Source organism: Mesorhizobium shangrilense (genome assembly GCF_040537815.1).
GTDB lineage: Bacteria > Pseudomonadota > Alphaproteobacteria > Rhizobiales > Rhizobiaceae > Mesorhizobium > Mesorhizobium shangrilense.
The window spans coordinates 4,162,652-4,179,741 of the sequence record NZ_JBEWSZ010000001.1 but is presented as its reverse complement, the minus strand read 5'-3'; the positions used below and the strand labels follow the sequence as shown (position 1 = coordinate 4,179,741).

Here is a 17,090-nt window from a genome sequence, read left to right as displayed (position 1 = left end):
ATGCGATGCCAAGCTACAAGCTAGATGTGCTGTTTCTCGTATCGCTTGATCAGCCGGTCACGCCTTAGCCGCGAAAGCCTCTGTATCCAGAAGATTCCATCGAGTTGATCGATCTCATGTTGGTGGCGACCGTCAGCAGGCCATTAGCTTCCTCGATCTGCTCGGCGCCGTCCAATCCTGAAAACTTACGCGGACGCGGGCATGTCGTCCGACATCCTCTGTGAGGCCCCGCATCGAGGTACTGCCTTCTGCGTGCCGGATCATCTCGGCGGAGGATTGCGGGATTGACGTAAGCCTGGAGTCCCGCTGCTTGAGGCAGTTCGATTACGACCAGCCGCTTCAAGATGCCGATATGGGGAGCGGTGATTCCGATGCCTGGTGCCGCGTGCGTCGTATCCGCGAGGTCGAAGGCGAGGCGACGCAAGTCTTCGTCGAGGACCAGTATCTCACGATCGACCGAACCGTCACATGTCACGCCTTCGCCTCAGCGATCACCGTGTTGGAAGTCAGGTGATCTTCAGGCCGATCTTGCGGCGCTTCGCTGGGGTTGAAGCCGACGGCGCGGCGGCCTCAGGTGCTATGGCCTTTCTCCCCAAACCACTGGCTCGAGCGAATTGCGACCGGGCTGCGGCATAGTTAGGTGCAACCATTGGGTAGTCGGCAGGCAGACCCCACTTGGCGCGGTATTCGTCCGGCGTCAGATTATAGTGGGTGCCGATATGTCGCTTGAGCGATTTGAACTTCTTACCGTCTTCCAGGCAGATGATGAAGTCCGGGGTGACCGACTTCTTGATCGGGACGGATGGTGCGCGCTTTTCCGCCGGCAGGGGTTCGGTTGGCGTCTGCAGCTTGCTGACCGCGGCGTAGGTATCGGCGATAATGCGGCCGAGCTCAGACACTGGAAGCGGATTGTTGCTCACATAGGCGGAAACGATGTCGGCGGTCATGCCGAGTAGATCTGGGCCGGACTCATCAATTTCTACGGGCATTGCCAACTTCTCTCGATTGTTTTCAATGGCTGCGGCCCCCACCTGCATAGGTGATCTCGCTACAGGATATTATCCTGGTTGCACAAGACCAGAAATCGCTGCCAGTGCCGGAAGCCGCGTCGATATTGATTCGATCGTCGTAACCGGCAGGTAAAAAGTGCCACCCAAAGTCGCATCAACGCAGTCTGGAATTGGCGTTGTTTTCGCCAGCGAACAGAAATCGAAGCCCGGATCAGTCTCGGTCGCTAGCACTCACGAGGCCATCTCAACAGCCAGACCGACGAGCTTTCTACCGTGGACCCAAACACATGCGCCTGTTCCGGCCTGCAGGGCGTTGAATGCTGCCGTAGCGTCCTAGATTAGTGGGTTCAGGGCGGATCTGGTTGGTACGGTGACGACATTCACCGTCGCCTTAAATAACCGGAATCAACCCGAATTAAAGCGCGCTTGATAATCCCGCGTGTTATGTCCCTTCGCTGAAGACTGGCTTTGTCGCCATACGGCGCAAGCTTTGCGGAGGATGTCCGAAGATACGAACGAATGCCCGTCGCATTCTTTCCGGGTCGGCGAAACCGACATGACGGGCGATAACCTCGATTGGCTCAACTCCTCGCTCGACGCGAACGCGAGCCACTTCGGCTCGCAAACGCTCTACGGCCTTGGCAGGCGTCTCCCCGGTTTCTGTTAGAAAAGACCGTCCGAATTGTCGTGGACTGAGGTGCGCCACATCCGCAAGACGTTCGGTCGAGAGCGTGTCTGTCAGATGTTCCCGGATGTAGGTCAGGACCGTCCGAATACGATCGGACGCCGGTTCCATGTCGAGCATAGCCGAGAACTGCGACTGACCGCCCGGACGCCGGTGGTAGACGACCAGCATCTGAGCAACGCGCTTTGGCACCTCCGTCCCCAAATCCTCCTCAATCATCGCCAAAGCAAGATCGATGCCGGCCGTGACCCCCGCCGAGGTCCAAACGTCACCATCCTTTGTGAATATGCGATCCCCGTCGACTTTGATTTTGGGAAACATGCGCTGAAGCTGGCCAACGTATCTCCAGTGGGTCGTGGCGCGACGACCATTCAACAGGCCGGTGGCAGCTAATAGAAACGCGCCGGTACAGACGCTTGCGACCCGCCGGGCTGTCCGCACGCTTTTGCTGATTGTGCCATCAATTGCAAACTCGAACTCTGCGGGATTTGCAAGCACGTCTCCACCCGTGAGGATGATTGTATCATAGGGCTCGGGCCTGATTGCTTCAGTCGCAACCGCCAGACCCGAGGAGCTTGCTATGAGGCCCCCGTCGCGTGATACGACGTGAAGATTATATGGGCCAAACCCATGCTGCCTGCCCGCATTTTCGAATGCTGAAAGCGGCCCGCTCAAGTCCTGGACCTGAAACTGAGGATATACAACAAATGCGATATCTCTCGTGATCGTGGTGGTCTCGTCTTTAATTTGAGCAATCATGTTCATGTCGGGCCTTTCAACGCGCGGGCCTTTGAGCGGTTGATTTCTTCTCTAACACGGGTGTTGGGACAGCGCACCAAGATATGGCGCAAAAGGAGGGATGTGCGTCATTTTCCCACACGAGCGAATGCTGTACGGTTGGCGTGAAAGTCGATTTGGCCAATCCGAATGAGAGTATTATTCGGTGAGACGAAGTCATGCAGTAAGGAATACACTAAATGCAAGACAGTAATGATCTGTTTTATCAGACCGAGCTCGGTTGCAAAAAGCAGATATTATCGCCGTAGGGCGACTTTATTGCCTATAGCCATATCGACCTCTGTCGAGGTCTTTTTAATCTTCACAACGAAACACGGGCACACGAGCTAAGCGCCTGAAAAACGAGAGCGGAAGCGATTATTGCGATCTCGCCGTCAGTGCTCATGAAGACGGTCTTTTTTCCGTGCGAGACCTCGGAAATCTAATGCAGCAAATCGATGATCCCGCTGATCGTGTTGAAAAACTCTTAGTGGATGGTGAGTGATGGCATCATTGGATATCACCGAAGAATTCGCACAGCTTAGGATGATGCGTATAGCCTCAGTCTTTGAGGGTATAACCCTCGTCACGCTCCTGGGCATCGCTGTTCCTCTCAAGCACCTTCTTGGTTTTTCGATTGCAACGGCAGTCATGGGCCCAATCCACGGTGTGGCCTTCGTGTTTTACGTCTGGACCCTTATTCAAACAGTCTCTGGTGGAGACTTCAACAAATTCGAAACCGCTCGGATGGTTGTTGCGGCTTTGGTGCCGTTCGGCGGCTTCCTAAACGAGCGAATGCTGGCGCGTCGCCAAGCGTCGCTACAAGCTTTAATTTAAGGAAATCTGATGGACTACCTTTGGCTAAAAGCCATTCATATTGCAGCGGTTATTACTTGGGTCGGTGGTATGCTGGTCGTTGCGGTGACAACCACCGCTTTCAGCGCAGTCGCGTATGATGAAGCTGAGGCTCGCCGTGGTGCGTTCTTTGCGCAGGTTCGGCGCTGGGATCAGCGGGTAACAACACCAGCAATGCTGTTGGTCTGGGCTTTCGGGTTGGCGCTGGCCGTCACCGGTCAGTGGCTATCGCAACCTTGGCTTCTCGCCAAGATTGCTCTCGTCATCGTCCTTTCTGGACTTCACGGCATGCTCTCTGATGGTCTCAGAAGACTTGCCCTCGGGCAACCTTCGCGTGGGGCCGGCAAGATCCGGTTCGCCGCCGCAGGCATCATCGGTCTTGTTTTCGTCGTGGTAATCCTTGTCGTTAGCAAGCCATTCTAGCGGGGGGGCGTTGATGTTTTCCGGTCGGAACGAGCCTTACACTTCCCAGCGGACCATATTGCAGACCGGTGCGAGCCGTGGAATTGGCCACACAATAGTGAAGCCGTTTTATCAAAGTGGCCGGCGTGTTCTATAGAAGCCGGCGCGCATGCAGGGGTGCATTTTTTCTAAGCCGAATGCTGCGCCGAGTGTCTCGTTACTCCCTTCATGGCCAGATTGAAGGGGAGAATGTCGTTTACCGCTTCTAAGCAGGTCGATATTTCTGCGAGCGGGCGTCCGTGGCCAGCAGACCTTCGGGCTAAAGCCATTCGGTATCTTCAATCGTCACGAAAACGGAAAGACGAGGCGTGATATTTTGGTTTCAAAAATCAGCGATGTGTCCGCAATTGACAACCTTGCCGAGAGCGCGTCCCACAATTCGGTGGAGCGCCAACCGAACGCCATGTTTGATCCCCAGTCAGACCCTTCCTTGCCTAGGCGCATGAAAATCCAAGCCTTCATTATGGCGGGAGTTTCGCTCACGTTCCTCTTCGTCACGATTGGGATCGGGTTTTTACTCCCATTAATTCGACAGTGGCTGCAATGATCGCGTGGGTTTTGGATGCGTAAGCCCAGACGGATTGATGGCGATCTTAAAATACTAGTATTGATATTCGCTGCGGGATCGGTTGAGGCGTTGCTGGTGGAGCAATATCCCGGATTGATGCCACTATGGATGCCTTATGAGTTTTCCTGGGGTGTTTTCCTGAGCTGTGCATCCGGTGTCGCACTGTACAGCCGCGGCTTGCGCAGACTGCCGGTAGTCACAAGGCCGCCCGGTTGGCGTAGGACTGCCTTTTTTATCGGCGTTGGATTAATCTACGTGTCGATGCAAACATGGCTGGATTACGCGGCCCAGCACATGTTCTTCATCCACAGGTTTCAGCACCTGCTTCTTCATCACACTGGCCCTTTCCTGATAGCGCTGAGCAATCCCGGCGACGTGATTTGGGAAGGTTTGCCGCCGGGAGCACGCAAGCGATTGCAAGCCAGATGGCTTCGCAAGCTGATGAATGCGTTGCAGAACCCCATCTTAGCATCGTTCCTTTTTGTGGCCCTGATCTATCTCTGGCCAATCCCGGCGATCCACTTCTGGGCCATGCTGGACCCTAGACTCTATACCATTATGAATTGGAGCGTCACGATCGATGGTATTTTGTTCTGGGCGCTCGTTCTTGATCCACGGCCGAAGCCTCTCGCGCGGCTCGATTATGGGACAAGGTTTATTATCGTTACTGCTATTATATTTCCGCAAATACTGTTGGGAGCCTCTGTGGTTTTCGCAGAGCGGGACATCTATCCCGTCTACAATATCTGTGGGCGCATCCTCCCGATGACCGGATTGGAAGATCAGACGTATGCGGGTCTGATATTGTGGGTGCCGAGCACAATGATGAGCATCGTTGGAGCTTTGTTGGTGCTGAACTTCATGCGGTTAAATGAAGAAGCAGCCGCCGCAGGCGATGGCGCAAAGGTGTCCAATGTCTAGCACGTATATATGGAGCCGCCGTGCGTTCTGCACGTTATTGCTCGGCGCTGCGGCGAGCGGCTGTAAAACCAAATCAAAATGGCGCCTGGTCGATGTAGATGATATGTACGCATCTCTCGATTTTCAGATGTTAGACGCCAGAACCGGAAGGCGCGTAAGCGCACAAGATTATCGCGGCAAGCTGGTCGTGCTTTTTTTCGGGTACACATTTTGCCCAGAGATATGCCCTACAACGCTGCTTACCCTTACTTCGGTTATGGAGAAGCGGAAATCTCTGCAAAGCGCGGCGAGCGTGCTCTTTGTCTCTGTCGATCCCAACCGCGACACGCCGGCGGTCTTGAATCAGTATGTGGAGTCCTTTGCGCCGAACTTCACGGCACTGAGCGCCACATCTAACGAATTGGCATCCTTGGCACGCCGCTATCGCGTGGCCTATACTATCAATCCCGGGTCAGGCCCGGAAAATTACACAGTCGACCACACTGCAACGGTCTTCATCTTCGATCGCGATGGCCGGCTTCGACTACTCGCAGCCTATGGTACAACGGACGAGGATTTTGGCCACGATCTTCAGCTGCTTGAGCAGGGTGATGGTCTCGGCTAGCGCCGATCGAAGCATGTTGCGCGATAAGCACCGATCCAGCGCCAGCGCGCCTTGCGTATCGGGGCGCTCATGGATCAGGGCCTTCGAGGTCGGCGACCACCGTGGCTACGATGCGATAGCCCATCGCGCGGCGCCCGCGATCGCCTGACATACCATCAGCCCATTGGCAGCGGCGAAACAACTGTACCGCGATAGCGGTCTGATATTCATTGGCGCAGCTCTGGATCGCGATCCCCATTTTCTGCGAGCCACGCCTCAAGTGCCGCGAGGTCGGCAGTTGGCGGACCAATGCAGGCCTAGGCGAGATCGATGAGAATGGCACCGTGGGCGCGCACGCACATTGTTGCCATGCAGATCGCCATGCGTCAGGGCCAAGCGAAACCGCTGGTTGAGTGACTTCAGGACGTCCCGCAGCCTTTCGGGCGACAGATAGATGTCGTGATCCGGGGCACGCCCGACATAGCAACGCACAATCCGCGCTGGCTCCCGCCGCGTCATGCATTGCCACCGCTACCGCGCCGCTGCCGGTGGATCGGGCCAATAATCAGCTCCGAAAAGCGGCGACGCTGCGTATCTCAACCTTGAGCACGGGTCTAGCAAGAGCCTCTATCCCGATGATTGTCCACGTCGGGAAAGGTCGTTCGAAATACCGCTCCTTCACTAAAATAAAGTCAGCAAGGTTTTTGCTGATATCCACGTGATAGCTGACGACCTCGACGAGATCGGCCATGGTCAATTCTTCAAGTCGTAGGAGCTCGGCTGTTCGCTGGAAAGCCAACTCACTTTGCTCCGCCACCGAGTCAGGGACGGACCCATCAGGTCTGACGCCGACCACGCCGGCGAGGAAAAGGAGCCCTCCCGCCCGGACTGCCGGCGAATAGCCGTATTTCTCGAAGGCGGTCGAACTGGTTCCGTAGATGGCGTTGTCCTTCGGAACCGCAACCGTTTGTTTATTCATAATGCAGGTCACTCCACTTTGGATTGTTACGAAAGCTGAACGTTCTAGCGCTATCGGACGCCCCAGACGAAAGAAGGCACCAGCAGTTAAAGGTGTCTAGGGCAACCAAGATTGTAACTCGGTGATTCTTGTGAAGAAAAGACATATATCCCTCCTTTTCGGCTATAGAAGCTTTGCGTGTTCTTCTAGCGCAGGAAGACCTGGACGACGTGCGCGCAAGGGCGATGCTGGAGGGCTATTTCGGGCAACCCTGAAGCAAAGGGCGGCGCAGGGGTATATTCGATCGCTGCCATGATCTCCACGATAAGGCCTAGGGAGAAATCGATTCCGGCCGTGCCTCCACCACCGGTGAGAATATGCACTCACGAACTACACGACATGCGTCCGGGATCGCGCCGAACTCCGTGAGCATTTGTCGCCACGTCCAGTGACAGGCCGATCGACGCCCCTCCAAGAGTCCTGCAGCAGCCAGGATCACGGACTCTGTGCAAGCAGCAGTCAAGTACAACGCCGTAGCGACCTATCACGACACTTACGCGATCATCGGAAGCAATTCAGCGAGTGACTTTTTAGCATCTCCGTAGAATATGCGTGTGTTTTCCTTGTAGAAGAGGGGGTTTTCGATTCCGGAATATCCGGTTCCTTGGCCGCGTTTGGAGACGATGACCTGTTTTGCCTTCCAGACCTGCAGGACTGGCATACCGGCGATAGGCGAGTTGGGATCCTCTTCGGCCGCCGGATTGACAATATCGTTAGAGCCGATGACGAAGACAACATCGGTTTCGGGGAAGTCGTCGTTGATCTCGTCCATTTCGAGGACGATGTCATAGGGCACCTTGGCCTCGGCAAGCAGCACGTTCATGTGGCCCGGCAGGCGGCCGGCGACAGGGTGAATGGCAAAGCGCACGCTTTTGCCGCTGGCGCGCAGCTTGCGGGTGAGTTCGGAGACCGAGGCTTGAGCCTGCGCCACCGCCATGCCGTAGCCCGGCACGATGACGATCGAGTCGGCATCCTTGAGTGCTGCGGCCACCCCTTCGACGTTAATCGCCACCTGTTCGCCAGTGATTTCCATCGACGAACCGTTGGTGGTGCCGAAGCCGCCGAGGATGACTGAGATGAAGGAGCGGTTCATCGCCTTACACATGATGTAGGACAAGATCGCGCCTGACGAGCCGACTAGCGCGCCGCTGACGATCAGAAGATCGTTGCCGAGTGTGAAGCCGATCGCCGCTGCCGCCCAGCCGGAATAGGAATTGAGCATCGAGACGACCACCGGCATGTCCGCTCCGCCGATGCCCATGATCAGGTGATAGCCGATGAAGAAGGCGATAAGCGTCAGCAGGATCAGCGACCAGAGGCCGGCGCCATCGAAATAGATCGCCAGCAGGATGAGCGACAGAAGGGCCGCGACGGCATTGAGGACATGGCCGCCCGGCAGCTTTTTGGCCTTGCCGTCGAGCTTGCCGGCGAGCTTGCCGAAGGCGATGACCGAGCCGGTGAAGGTGACAGCGCCGATGAAGATGCCGAGGAAAACCTCCACTCGCATGATTGCGAGTTCGATGGGCGTCTTATGGGCGACGATCGCTGCAAAACCGGTGAGCGACGTGCGGGCCGCCTCGTCCATGACCGCAACGCGGGCTACCTCGATCTGGGCGTTGAAGCCGATGAACACGGCAGCCAGGCCGACGAAGGAATGCAGCGCGGCAACAAGCTGCGGCATTTCGGTCATTTGCACGCGGGCAGCGACAAAAGAGCCGAGCACGCAGCCGCCGGCGATCATCAACAGGGTGATGAACCAGTTGCCGACATCCAGGCCTAAGACAGTGGCGAGCACCGCAAGGCCCATGCCGACAATGCCGTACCAGACGGCGCGCCTGGCGCTTTCCTGCCCAGATAGGCCGCCGAGCGAGAGAATGAAGAGAATGGCCGCTGCGATGTAGGCGGCCGACACGATACCGATGGTCATGATAATCCCTTCCCCGATCACGCCTTCTGGAACATGGCAAGCATACGCCGGGTGACCAGGAAGCCGCCGACGACGTTGATCGTAGCGATCAGGACCGAGAGCGCCGCTAGCATCACCACCAGCCAGTCGCCCGACCCGATCTGCAGGAGTGCGCCCAGGATGACGATGCCGGAAACGGCGTTCGTCACGGCCATCAGCGGTGTGTGCAGCGAATGCGAGACATTCCAAATGACCTGGAAGCCGACGAAGCAGGCGAGCACGAAGACCATGAAATGGCTCATGAAGCTTGCGGGCGCATAGGCACCTACCAGAAGCAGCACCGAGGTTGCGGCCGCCAGCAGGATGGCCTGGCTGCGGGTCTGCCGCCTGAAGGCGGCCGCCTCCTTCGACCGCTTTTCCCCCGGCGTTGGCTCCTTGACCTTCTCTTGGGTTTTTTGCGCGGCAATCGCCTGCACTTTCGGTGGTGGTGGCGGACAGGTGATCGCGCCCTCAAAGGCGACGGTTGCGCCGCGGATGACGTCGTCTTCCATGTTGTGGACGAGCTTGCCGTCCCTGGCCGGAGTCAGGTCCGCCATCATGTGACGGATATTGGTGGCGTAGAGCGCGGAGGACTGCGCCGCCATGCGGCTTGGAAAGTCGGTGTAGCCAATGACGGTCACGCCGTTGTCGGAGATGATCTTCTGATCAGCCACCGTCAGTTCGCAATTGCCGCCGCGCTCGGCCGCGAGGTCGACGATCACCGAGCCAGGCTTCATCGCCGCAACCATGTCGGAGAGCCACAGTTTTGGCGCATCCCGACCTGGGATAAGCGCTGTGGTGATGACGATGTCGATCTGCTGCGCCAGTTCGCGGAACTTGGCGAGTTGTTTCTCCCGGAATTCCGGCGACGACGGCGCGGCATACCCGCCGGTCGCTGCCCCTCCCTGGCCCTCACCCTTAAAATCGAGGAAGACGAATTCGGCGCCCATCGACTCAATCTGTTCGGCCACTTCCGGGCGCACGTCGAAGGCATAGGTAATGGCGCCGAGCGCAGTCGCCGTGCCTATTGCGGCAAGACCGGCGACGCCAGCCCCGATCACCAACACCTTAGCCGGCGGCACTTTGCCGGCCGCCGTCACCTGGCCAGTGAAGAATCGCCCGAAATTGTTGCCGGCTTCGATCACCGCGCGGTAGCCGGCGACATTAGCCATCGACGACAGCGCGTCCATCTTCTGGGCTCGGCTGATCCGCGGCACCATATCCATGGCGATGACGTTGACGCCTTTGGCGCGAGCCTGCTCGAGAAGACCGCCATTTTGTGCGGGATGGAAAAAGCTGATCAACGTCTTGCCTGGCGTCAGCCCTTCGATCTCGTTAGGCAGGGGTGGACGCACCTTGGCGACGACGTCGGCCTGCGCATAAATCTCCTGCGACTCGGCAACTACGCTGACGCCAGCCGCTAGATAGGACTCGTCGGTAAAGCCCGCCCGCATCCCCGCACCCGTTTCGATCAGACACGCGTAGCCGAGCTTCTGCAACTGAATCGCGCTATCGGGGGTCATGCCAACCCGTGCTTCTAGATCATGCCGCTCTCTAACTGCACCGATGCGCATTCAGCACCTCCAATGATTTCGGATTTAGACATTGTCGTTTGACCTGGAGTAAATCGCCGGCACGGTCAGAAACTACGACGGCGCGAATGACCGAGTGTCACGACGCCGAACTCAACCTTTTGGATTTTCTCTATTACGCCCATCTCGGATACGCGCGAGCATGCCTGTGAACTCACCCCAAACCATCGCGGGCCCCGCTAGGCGCAGTAAGGTAAGCATGCGGTAGTTTCGTAACTTCAATCGCGGCTTCCGCATCAACCAGAGAGCGAAATAACGAGCAGGGACTTGAAGTTTTTTATTCAGATGCCCTCGATGCATCGGAGCCAGCTCTTCTTGCTCGCATGGGCCAAGGCCGACGAAGCCTGCCTGGTGAGCTTCTCTTAAAAGTGCATGCCCTTTTTCGGTCCGGGCAATGGCAATGTTGAGACCTGGCGCCTCTCTATAGATCGGCTTTCCGTTCTCCAAAACCCACCCGTCCGGGCAGGAGACATCTGCCAACTCACCGATTGAATCGGGACAAATTTTGCAGCGAAACTGCACGTCGTTGGACCAGGGAACACCAGGCTTGTGCCAAGTGTCCTCATAGGACATTTTCGCGGTCCTGCCATCGGCACTTTCAATATACGTATGGCCGGGCCATCCATATCCCCGCCACCGGAAAGTTTTGAGGTCGCTCGGGGAGAAACCGTGAAACAAAACAACTTTCTCCGACGTCTGGATGGTCGGAACTCCTCCGCAAAACAGAGTGAGGCAGTAAAGGATCTGCCGCGAAGCTCGGGCATCAACCCGCATAAGGTTGCGGACAGCTGTAATGTCACACGGCTTCGCAATGACCGCTATACGAGCACCGGTGTCGACAATCTCGCAAAGTCTGGTAAGCGCCGGGCTTGGGCCATATCGGGACTGAGAACCAGAAATAACGTCATCAGGCGTGTAGCTAACATGACAATCGGTCAACATAGGCTGTTCGGATGATGCTTTAACGTGGACAATGGCGTCGACTTTTCTGCTTTGTAGGAGAAAACAGCCTAGTGCAGTCAACGTTCCGCCTGCTGCAGCGCGATCACGGATGGCGTCGTCCATGGCGTGGCTTCTATAGACAGCTTCAATTGGCCCCCATATCGCATGCATCTTTGATCGATCGGTCCGAGTCGGACCTGTCGCATGTACTCCCGGGCAGACAGCCAAAATTCGGCTTTCAAGGTTCTCGCTAAGTTCTTTTTTAAAACGAGGGCGAGAATGCCCCGATGCCGCGACATGCATTGAGATGCGGTCTGAGCCAGCCATACTCTCGCACAGTCCACAGCCCGCACAAAGCCCATTGGCGACTACTTGCTCGAGCCTCGTAACGGCAGGCATAGCATTTTCTCCAAGTCATATATTGTAATTACAACTCCTACATATGAGATATCGATATTTTATGCAAGAGAGTTTGAGACCCTAGCGATCGAAGCGGCTTGTGGGAGCGATTCGGTCCGTTGTCCGAATGTGCGACAAATGATTGGGAGCTTCAAAATGTGGTCGCGTCATTGAAGCCGGGCGCGCCAAGGGTTGCGGGAGGGTTTTCCCTTCCATGGCCGATCTTTCGGCAACGGCCGAGAAATCGCTACATGCACGTAGGAATCTCCCATGTTTCGCAAAGTCTGGCTCGGCAGGCTCTCGCCAGGCATGAGACAAATCCTATGAAATGAAACGATCCCTTGCATTCGAATGTATATGACTTGACATCTTTAGTAGAGGTGATATCAAAGTCCTATATAACAAAAATTCTCGGCGCATGCCCATGAAGCCGGCAGACCTTGGGAGGGTTTGAATGCACAGAGATTGCGCTCGCGCTGACAAATAGAGCTATGCTGAAGTGCTTGCCCCTGCGGGTTCCGCTGCTTGCGCCCCGTCCGGTGATCGCTTCCGTTGAATCAGGCACATGCAACACAGGGAGAAGGCAAATGGGAATCGACCGTAGAACACTCCTTCAGGCCGCGGGCGTAACTTTGGGGGCGGTGGCTCTCGGAGCGCCGGCGCTTGCCCAGTCAGATCCAAAACCGATCCGGATAGGCATGCTCTTTCCGCGAACTGGGGATCTCGCACTATTAGGCGAGGCCCAGGCAAACGGCGCGCTTATCGCAATCGACATGGCCAATGATGCTGGCGGCATCAATGGGCGCAGGATCGAAGTTGTCAGGGCAGATGCTCCGACCCCGAATGCGGCAGTCGCCGAAGCCACAAGGCTCATCAGCAGCGAAAACATCAAAATTCTGGTTGGCAGCTATGCAAGCGCGATCGCATCGTCCGTCGTGGGTGTCGCCGAAAGATCCGGTGTCATTCATTGGGAGGTCGGCGCAATTGCTGACAGCCTCACACAGCGGGGTTTCAAGAACGTCTTTCGCACGTGCGCGACAGCTGGCCAAACCGGCCAACTAGGCTTCGATTTCGCACTGAACTATCTGTTCCCCAAGCTTTCCTTGACCAAAAAAACGGCCAGAATTGCACTGGTCCATGAAGATTCAGAGTTTGGTTCCACCGTCGCAAAGAGCCTGACGTCACGAGCAAATGAGTTGGGTGTATCCTTCACCACTTATGCATACACGAAAGATACCAACGACCTTTCTCCAGTCGTTCTGAAGCTTCGCGATGCTGGGACTGACGTTCTACTGTCGGTGCAATACATTAATGACGCTGTCCTGTTCTGGAGGCAGGCCAGACAACTTGATCTCAACGTCAAGGCGCACGTCGGGCTCGGTGCTGGCCATTTTGAGAATTCCTTCCCTAAAGCTGTAGGGGCCGATGCAGATGGCATCTTCATTTCAGGGCCCCCACTCGATCTAAATCCAGCCGGATTGACGTCAGAGGGGGCGGCACTCGCTGAACAATTCTACAGTCGCTATCAAAAAAAGCATGGAGAGAAAGCGAGTTCTGTGGCCATGCTCGGTTTCGCTGGAACCATCATGCTTACGCAATTCGTTCTTCCAAATGCGAAAGATCCAGACGATCCCGCATCTGTTCGCGCCGCCGCATTGGCGGTCGACAAGCCAAAGGGATCCACCCCGGCAGGCTGGGGTGTTAAATTCAATCCCCCAGGCGAAAATGGCGGCCAGAATGAGCGCGCGTTTTGGATTATCCGGCAATGGCAGAATGGCGCGTTGCAAACGATTTATCCTGAGGAACTTGCATCGGTAAAGCCGATTATGGTGCCTCTCCCCGAGTGGGCCAGCCGCTAGTTAGACTGTAGCGATATCAGGATAGTAACATGGATATCTTTTTACAGTTGGCGTTGTCCGGTCTATTGCTCGGTGGCATTTACGGTCTTCTCAGTCTGGGACTGACCCTTGTGTTTGGGGTGACGCGTATCGTCAACTTCGCACATGGCGAATTCGTAATGCTGGGAATGTATCTCTCCTACTTCTTGTGGCAACTCGGCTTCGATCCATATCTCACGGCGCCAGTAGCTTTTTTCGTGTGTCTTGCGGTCGGCGTTGTCACGCAGCACTTCGTATTGCGAAGGACTCTGACGATGCCGCATTTTGTGCAGGTCTTCGTAACAATCGGGATCAGCGTCGTTATGCAGTCGGCGGCACAGCTGCTATTCACCTCTGATTTCTATTTTGTACGTCCCTCGTACGGAAACGCGATAGTTAAACTGGGCACCGCACGCCTCCCCCTAACTATGGTTATTGCCGCGGCGCTTGCGTTCGTCGGCACAGCACTCGTCCACCTCTTTTTGAAGAAGACGCATATCGGAGCCGCTATCAGAGCTACCGCTCAGGATCCGTATGCAGCAAATGTTGTCGGCATTGATATCAAGAAAGTTTATGCCGTGACATTTGGTGTTGGCATAGGTTGCGCCGGTTTAGCCGGCGCGCTCCTAGCGCCAATTTATCCCGTCTATCCGACGGTGGGCCTTGCATACTCCCTGATCTCCTTTGTGGTCGTCGTATTAGGGGGGCTTGGTAGCCTTCCGGGTGCTCTATTGGGTGGTCTCGTCGTAGGGCTGCTGGAGACCTTTTCAGCCTACTACGTCTCGCCGGAGGCAAAAGAAGCGACGTACTTCACCATCTTTATCCTCGTCCTCCTTCTTCGTCCTGCTGGGCTTTTCGGGCTGCGTGGATCAGAAACAATGGGCGCCAACCACTAGCGTCGCACCAAGCCTCGCTTGTGTAGAACGGAGGAAACCGTGAACACAAATACGATCTCAACAGGCATTCGTCCCCAGGTCCAGGCGACATCGCTTGCACGCACTGTAACTTTCTGGGCGATAGTCGTTGGTGCACTTTATGTCACCGCATCACTCCTGACCGACCAACACCTTGTCGATCTAATGTTTCAAATTATGCTGGCTGCCTCGCTTGCTGGCGCTTGGAACATCGTAGGTGGGTTTGGGGGCCAGATCGCTCTTGGCCATGCTGCTTTTTTTGGCGTTGGTGCGTACACTTCAACGCTGCTGTTTCAACATTTTCAGCTCACGCCTTGGGTGGGGATGCTGGGAGGTGCATTTCTCGCCGCGCTGCTTGCGACGTTAATTGGGGCGGTAACATTGCGGTTGCGTGGGCCATTCTTTGCCATGACCACTGTGGCGTTCACCGAACTGGTACGCATCATAGTAAAAAATTGGGACTCCGTGACGGGCGGCTCGCGAGGGTTATGGATCCCTTGGGAACCGAATCCCTGGAATTTCAATTTCAGCGACCGAAATTCTTATCTGTTTGTTGCCATAACTCTTGCAGTTTTGGTTTATTCAGCAACGGCAATAATTGCGAACACCAAACTTGGCTATTTGCTCAACGCTCTGCGCGAGGATGTTGATGCCGCCCGCTCGGTTGGCGTCAAGGCAACGAGGGCGAGACTGCTTTCGTTTGCCATCAGTGCGGCTTTTGCAGCAGTTGGTGGAACAGTCTACGCCCAATACACGCTGAGTATCGATCCAGCGAGCGTAATGAGCTTTGATATTTCGATACAAATGGCACTGATGAGTGCAGTGGGTGGATTAGGAACCGTCATTGGACCAGCCTTGGGAGCCATAGCGGTGGTCACCAGCAGTTCTTTGCTACGAGGCTGGTTTGGTGGGGAGTTAGGCGCACTTCACCTCCTGCTCTACGGTGTTCTCCTCATTCTTGTTATGCTCTTCGCCCGAGGAGGGATCATAGGCGTTGCAGGTGATCTGAAGAAGCGCTTTAGCCGCAAATCCAGTCAACGATGAGAATGATTGAGACGACATATCATTCGGGGAGCAAAACATGCCTCTTCTGCAGATAGATTCATTAGAAAAAAGCTTCGGTGGCTTGAAAGCGGTAAAAGACGTTAGCTTTTCCATCGAAAGAGACGAAATCGTGAGTGTGGTTGGGCCAAATGGCGCGGGAAAAACGACACTATTCAACCTTTTAACTGGCTTTATTAAACCGGATGGCGGGCAGATAATCTTAGATGGCCGCAGAATTGAAGGCTGCAATCCGGAGACCGTTTGTCGGGCGGGGTTTGTCCGCACGTTTCAGTCATCGAAAGTGTTCCCGCACATGTCGGTGCTGGATAATGTGACGATCGGAGCCCTTAGCCGCTTCAACGATATAGCAAGCGCCCGCCGCGAAGCTCTTTCGATCTTCGACTTTTTTGGATCTCGCCTTCACGACTATTCCGACCGCGCCGCGGGAACCCTCTCTTGGGCCAATAGAACGCGGGTTGAAATTGCACGTGCGTTGGCGTGTCGACCCTCCCTTATCGGATTGGACGAGCCAACTGCGGGTATGAACCCGGCTGAAACTAACGAGATATCTGAGCTCATAATGAAACTCAGAAACGAAGGCATCACTGTTCTCGTTATCGAACACGACATGAGTTTGGTCATGCGCGTTTCAGATAGGATCGTCGTTTTGCACCATGGGGAACTTCTGTTGCAAGGCACCCCACCGGAAGTCCGCGGCAACGCTAAAGTCATGGAGGCCTATCTTGGCAACGGATCAAGTTCTACTGCAAATTAACGATCTGCACGTGGCTTATGGCGAACTACGGGTTCTGCAAGGCGTAAGCCTTCAAATCAAAGTGGGCGAGTTGGTATCCCTCCTGGGGGGCAATGGGTCAGGCAAATCGACGACCCAGAAGACCATTTTGGGTTTTGTTCGACCCACAGCAGGACAGATACTGTTTGAGGGCGCGCGCCTTGACACTCTTTCAATCGCTGAAATCATCCGCAAAGGGATCACTATGGTGCCGGAAGGTCGGCGTCTGTTCCCGTTTATGGCGGTTCGGGAAAACCTGCTCTTGGGGGCTTGGGTGCGTCGCAAGGAACGTGCAGAGCTCAAGCAGGATCTTGAACGGGTTTTGGAGCTGTTTCCGATCCTGCGCACTAGGCTCAATCAGTTGGCGGGAACAATGTCAGGCGGTGAGCAGCAAATGGTTGCAATGGCACGGGCCTTGATGATGCGTCCAAAACTAGTTTTGATGGACGAACCGACGATGGGTTTGGCGCCCAAACTTGTCGACGAGGTCCTTGATCTTATCCAGACCGTAAACCGAAACGGAATCGCCGTTTTGCTAGTTGAGCAAAACGCGCGCACGGCGCTCGGATTCACGGATCGTGCTTACGTCTTAGAACGGGGGCGCCTTGTGATCGAGGGCCCGTCAAAAGACCTGCTTTCCAATGAGCGAGTACGCTCGGCCTATCTAGGTGAGCTTAGTCAGGCGTGAGCTGCTGAACGCAAAAA

General features: G+C 55.6%; 17 protein-coding genes and 1 pseudogene. 9 read left to right on the top strand and 9 right to left on the bottom strand.

Translation table 11 applies throughout. From position 1 onward, the window contains the following. Positions 1-20 precede the first annotated feature (20 nt). The 3 genes and pseudogenes from ABVQ20_RS20245 to ABVQ20_RS20235 form a co-directional block, all read right to left on the bottom strand. Positions 21-475: pseudogene (locus ABVQ20_RS20245) on the bottom strand (peptide deformylase). Positions 476-506: 31 nt separating this feature from the next. Beyond that, on the bottom strand, positions 507-989 hold the full coding sequence (locus ABVQ20_RS20240) for a Ros/MucR family transcriptional regulator (protein ID WP_354462230.1): 483 nt from the start codon (positions 987-989) through the stop codon (positions 507-509). A 463-nt stretch (positions 990-1,452) separates the two neighbouring features. Further along, entirely contained in the window at positions 1,453-2,460 is a 1,008-nt protein-coding gene (locus ABVQ20_RS20235) for a GlxA family transcriptional regulator (RefSeq protein ID WP_354461254.1), read from the bottom strand. A gap of 516 nt (positions 2,461-2,976) precedes the next feature. Here ABVQ20_RS20235 and ABVQ20_RS20230 point away from each other — a divergent pair. Both ABVQ20_RS20230 and ABVQ20_RS20225 read left to right on the top strand, forming a co-directional pair. Continuing rightward, entirely contained in the window at positions 2,977-3,309 is a 333-nt protein-coding gene (locus ABVQ20_RS20230) for a DUF3817 domain-containing protein (RefSeq protein WP_354461253.1), read from the top strand. 9 nt (positions 3,310-3,318) lie between these two features. Continuing rightward, positions 3,319-3,750 (top strand): CopD family protein, encoded by a 432-nt coding sequence (locus tag ABVQ20_RS20225; protein ID WP_354461252.1) that lies wholly within the window; start codon positions 3,319-3,321, stop codon positions 3,748-3,750. A 324-nt stretch (positions 3,751-4,074) separates the two neighbouring features. Here ABVQ20_RS20225 and ABVQ20_RS20220 read toward each other — a convergent pair whose 3' ends face one another. Further along, positions 4,075-4,272, bottom strand: a complete 198-nt coding sequence (locus ABVQ20_RS20220) for a hypothetical protein (protein WP_354461251.1) — start codon at positions 4,270-4,272, stop codon at positions 4,075-4,077. 79 nt (positions 4,273-4,351) lie between these two features. Here ABVQ20_RS20220 and ABVQ20_RS20215 point away from each other — a divergent pair, with 79 nt between their 5' ends. Both ABVQ20_RS20215 and ABVQ20_RS20210 read left to right on the top strand, forming a co-directional pair. Beyond that, positions 4,352-5,278 (top strand): cytochrome c oxidase assembly protein, encoded by a 927-nt coding sequence (locus ABVQ20_RS20215; RefSeq protein ID WP_354461250.1) that lies wholly within the window; start codon positions 4,352-4,354, stop codon positions 5,276-5,278. Next, entirely contained in the window at positions 5,229-5,882 is a 654-nt protein-coding gene (locus tag ABVQ20_RS20210) for an SCO family protein (protein WP_354461249.1), read from the top strand. The genes ABVQ20_RS20215 and ABVQ20_RS20210 overlap by 50 nt, the downstream gene beginning before the upstream one ends. Positions 5,883-5,949: 67 nt before the next feature. Here ABVQ20_RS20210 and ABVQ20_RS20205 read toward each other — a convergent pair whose 3' ends face one another. The 5 genes from ABVQ20_RS20205 to ABVQ20_RS20185 form a co-directional block, all read right to left on the bottom strand. Beyond that, positions 5,950-6,120 (bottom strand): hypothetical protein, encoded by a 171-nt coding sequence (locus tag ABVQ20_RS20205; RefSeq protein WP_354461248.1) that lies wholly within the window; start codon positions 6,118-6,120, stop codon positions 5,950-5,952. 306 nt (positions 6,121-6,426) lie between these two features. After that, positions 6,427-6,840, bottom strand: coding sequence for a RidA family protein (locus ABVQ20_RS20200; RefSeq protein ID WP_354461247.1), 414 nt, complete (start codon positions 6,838-6,840; stop codon positions 6,427-6,429). A gap of 532 nt (positions 6,841-7,372) precedes the next feature. Further along, positions 7,373-8,806: an NAD(P)(+) transhydrogenase (Re/Si-specific) subunit beta gene (locus tag ABVQ20_RS20195; protein ID WP_354461246.1), complete on the bottom strand. Its 1,434-nt coding sequence runs from the start codon at positions 8,804-8,806 to the stop codon at positions 7,373-7,375. A 17-nt stretch (positions 8,807-8,823) separates the two neighbouring features. Then, complete coding sequence (locus tag ABVQ20_RS20190; RefSeq protein WP_354461245.1) at positions 8,824-10,398, bottom strand: Re/Si-specific NAD(P)(+) transhydrogenase subunit alpha; 1,575 nt, start codon at positions 10,396-10,398, stop codon at positions 8,824-8,826. A gap of 111 nt (positions 10,399-10,509) precedes the next feature. Continuing rightward, a complete protein-coding gene (locus ABVQ20_RS20185; protein WP_354462229.1) occupies positions 10,510-11,529 on the bottom strand; it encodes a Coenzyme F420 hydrogenase/dehydrogenase, beta subunit C-terminal domain in 1,020 nt (339 codons plus the stop codon). Positions 11,530-12,344: 815 nt separating this feature from the next. On the opposite strand from ABVQ20_RS20185, the gene ABVQ20_RS20180 reads away from it, so the two are divergent. From ABVQ20_RS20180 to ABVQ20_RS20160, 5 genes are read left to right on the top strand one after another with little or no spacing between them, the layout of a single operon-like run. Then, positions 12,345-13,616, top strand: a complete 1,272-nt coding sequence (locus tag ABVQ20_RS20180) for an ABC transporter substrate-binding protein (protein WP_354461244.1) — start codon at positions 12,345-12,347, stop codon at positions 13,614-13,616. A gap of 29 nt (positions 13,617-13,645) precedes the next feature. Next, a complete protein-coding gene (locus ABVQ20_RS20175) occupies positions 13,646-14,530 on the top strand; it encodes a branched-chain amino acid ABC transporter permease (RefSeq protein ID WP_354461243.1) in 885 nt (294 codons plus the stop codon). Between the two features lie 39 nt (positions 14,531-14,569). Next, positions 14,570-15,592, top strand: coding sequence for a branched-chain amino acid ABC transporter permease (locus tag ABVQ20_RS20170; RefSeq protein ID WP_354461242.1), 1,023 nt, complete (start codon positions 14,570-14,572; stop codon positions 15,590-15,592). A 37-nt stretch (positions 15,593-15,629) separates the two neighbouring features. Further along, on the top strand, positions 15,630-16,367 hold the full coding sequence (locus tag ABVQ20_RS20165; protein ID WP_354461241.1) for an ABC transporter ATP-binding protein: 738 nt from the start codon (positions 15,630-15,632) through the stop codon (positions 16,365-16,367). Further along, entirely contained in the window at positions 16,336-17,073 is a 738-nt protein-coding gene (locus ABVQ20_RS20160) for an ABC transporter ATP-binding protein (RefSeq protein ID WP_354461240.1), read from the top strand. Before ABVQ20_RS20165 ends, ABVQ20_RS20160 begins: the two co-directional genes overlap by 32 nt. The last annotated feature ends 17 nt before the right edge of the window (positions 17,074-17,090 follow it).

Excerpts from the sequence above, each read along its gene's own strand:
- ABVQ20_RS20180 (WP_354461244.1), top strand. The coding sequence starts at position 12,345 with ATGGGAATCGACCGTAGAACACTCCTTCAGGCCGCGGGCGTAACTTTG.
- ABVQ20_RS20165 (WP_354461241.1), top strand. The coding sequence starts at position 15,630 with ATGCCTCTTCTGCAGATAGATTCATTAGAAAAAAGCTTCGGTGGCTTG.
- ABVQ20_RS20185 (WP_354462229.1), bottom strand. The coding sequence starts at position 11,529 with ATGCATGCGATATGGGGGCCAATTGAAGCTGTCTATAGAAGCCACGCC.
- ABVQ20_RS20210 (WP_354461249.1), top strand. The coding sequence starts at position 5,229 with ATGAAGAAGCAGCCGCCGCAGGCGATGGCGCAAAGGTGTCCAATGTCT.
- ABVQ20_RS20225 (WP_354461252.1), top strand. The coding sequence starts at position 3,319 with ATGGACTACCTTTGGCTAAAAGCCATTCATATTGCAGCGGTTATTACT.
- ABVQ20_RS20195 (WP_354461246.1), bottom strand. The coding sequence starts at position 8,806 with ATGACCATCGGTATCGTGTCGGCCGCCTACATCGCAGCGGCCATTCTC.
- ABVQ20_RS20200 (WP_354461247.1), bottom strand. The coding sequence starts at position 6,840 with ATGAATAAACAAACGGTTGCGGTTCCGAAGGACAACGCCATCTACGGA.
- ABVQ20_RS20190 (WP_354461245.1), bottom strand. The coding sequence starts at position 10,398 with ATGCGCATCGGTGCAGTTAGAGAGCGGCATGATCTAGAAGCACGGGTT.
- ABVQ20_RS20230 (WP_354461253.1), top strand. The coding sequence starts at position 2,977 with ATGGCATCATTGGATATCACCGAAGAATTCGCACAGCTTAGGATGATG.
- ABVQ20_RS20215 (WP_354461250.1), top strand. The coding sequence starts at position 4,352 with ATGCGTAAGCCCAGACGGATTGATGGCGATCTTAAAATACTAGTATTG.
- ABVQ20_RS20175 (WP_354461243.1), top strand. The coding sequence starts at position 13,646 with ATGGATATCTTTTTACAGTTGGCGTTGTCCGGTCTATTGCTCGGTGGC.
- ABVQ20_RS20235 (WP_354461254.1), bottom strand. The coding sequence starts at position 2,460 with ATGAACATGATTGCTCAAATTAAAGACGAGACCACCACGATCACGAGA.
- ABVQ20_RS20240 (WP_354462230.1), bottom strand. The coding sequence starts at position 989 with ATGCCCGTAGAAATTGATGAGTCCGGCCCAGATCTACTCGGCATGACC.
- ABVQ20_RS20205 (WP_354461248.1), bottom strand. The coding sequence starts at position 6,120 with ATGGGGATCGCGATCCAGAGCTGCGCCAATGAATATCAGACCGCTATC.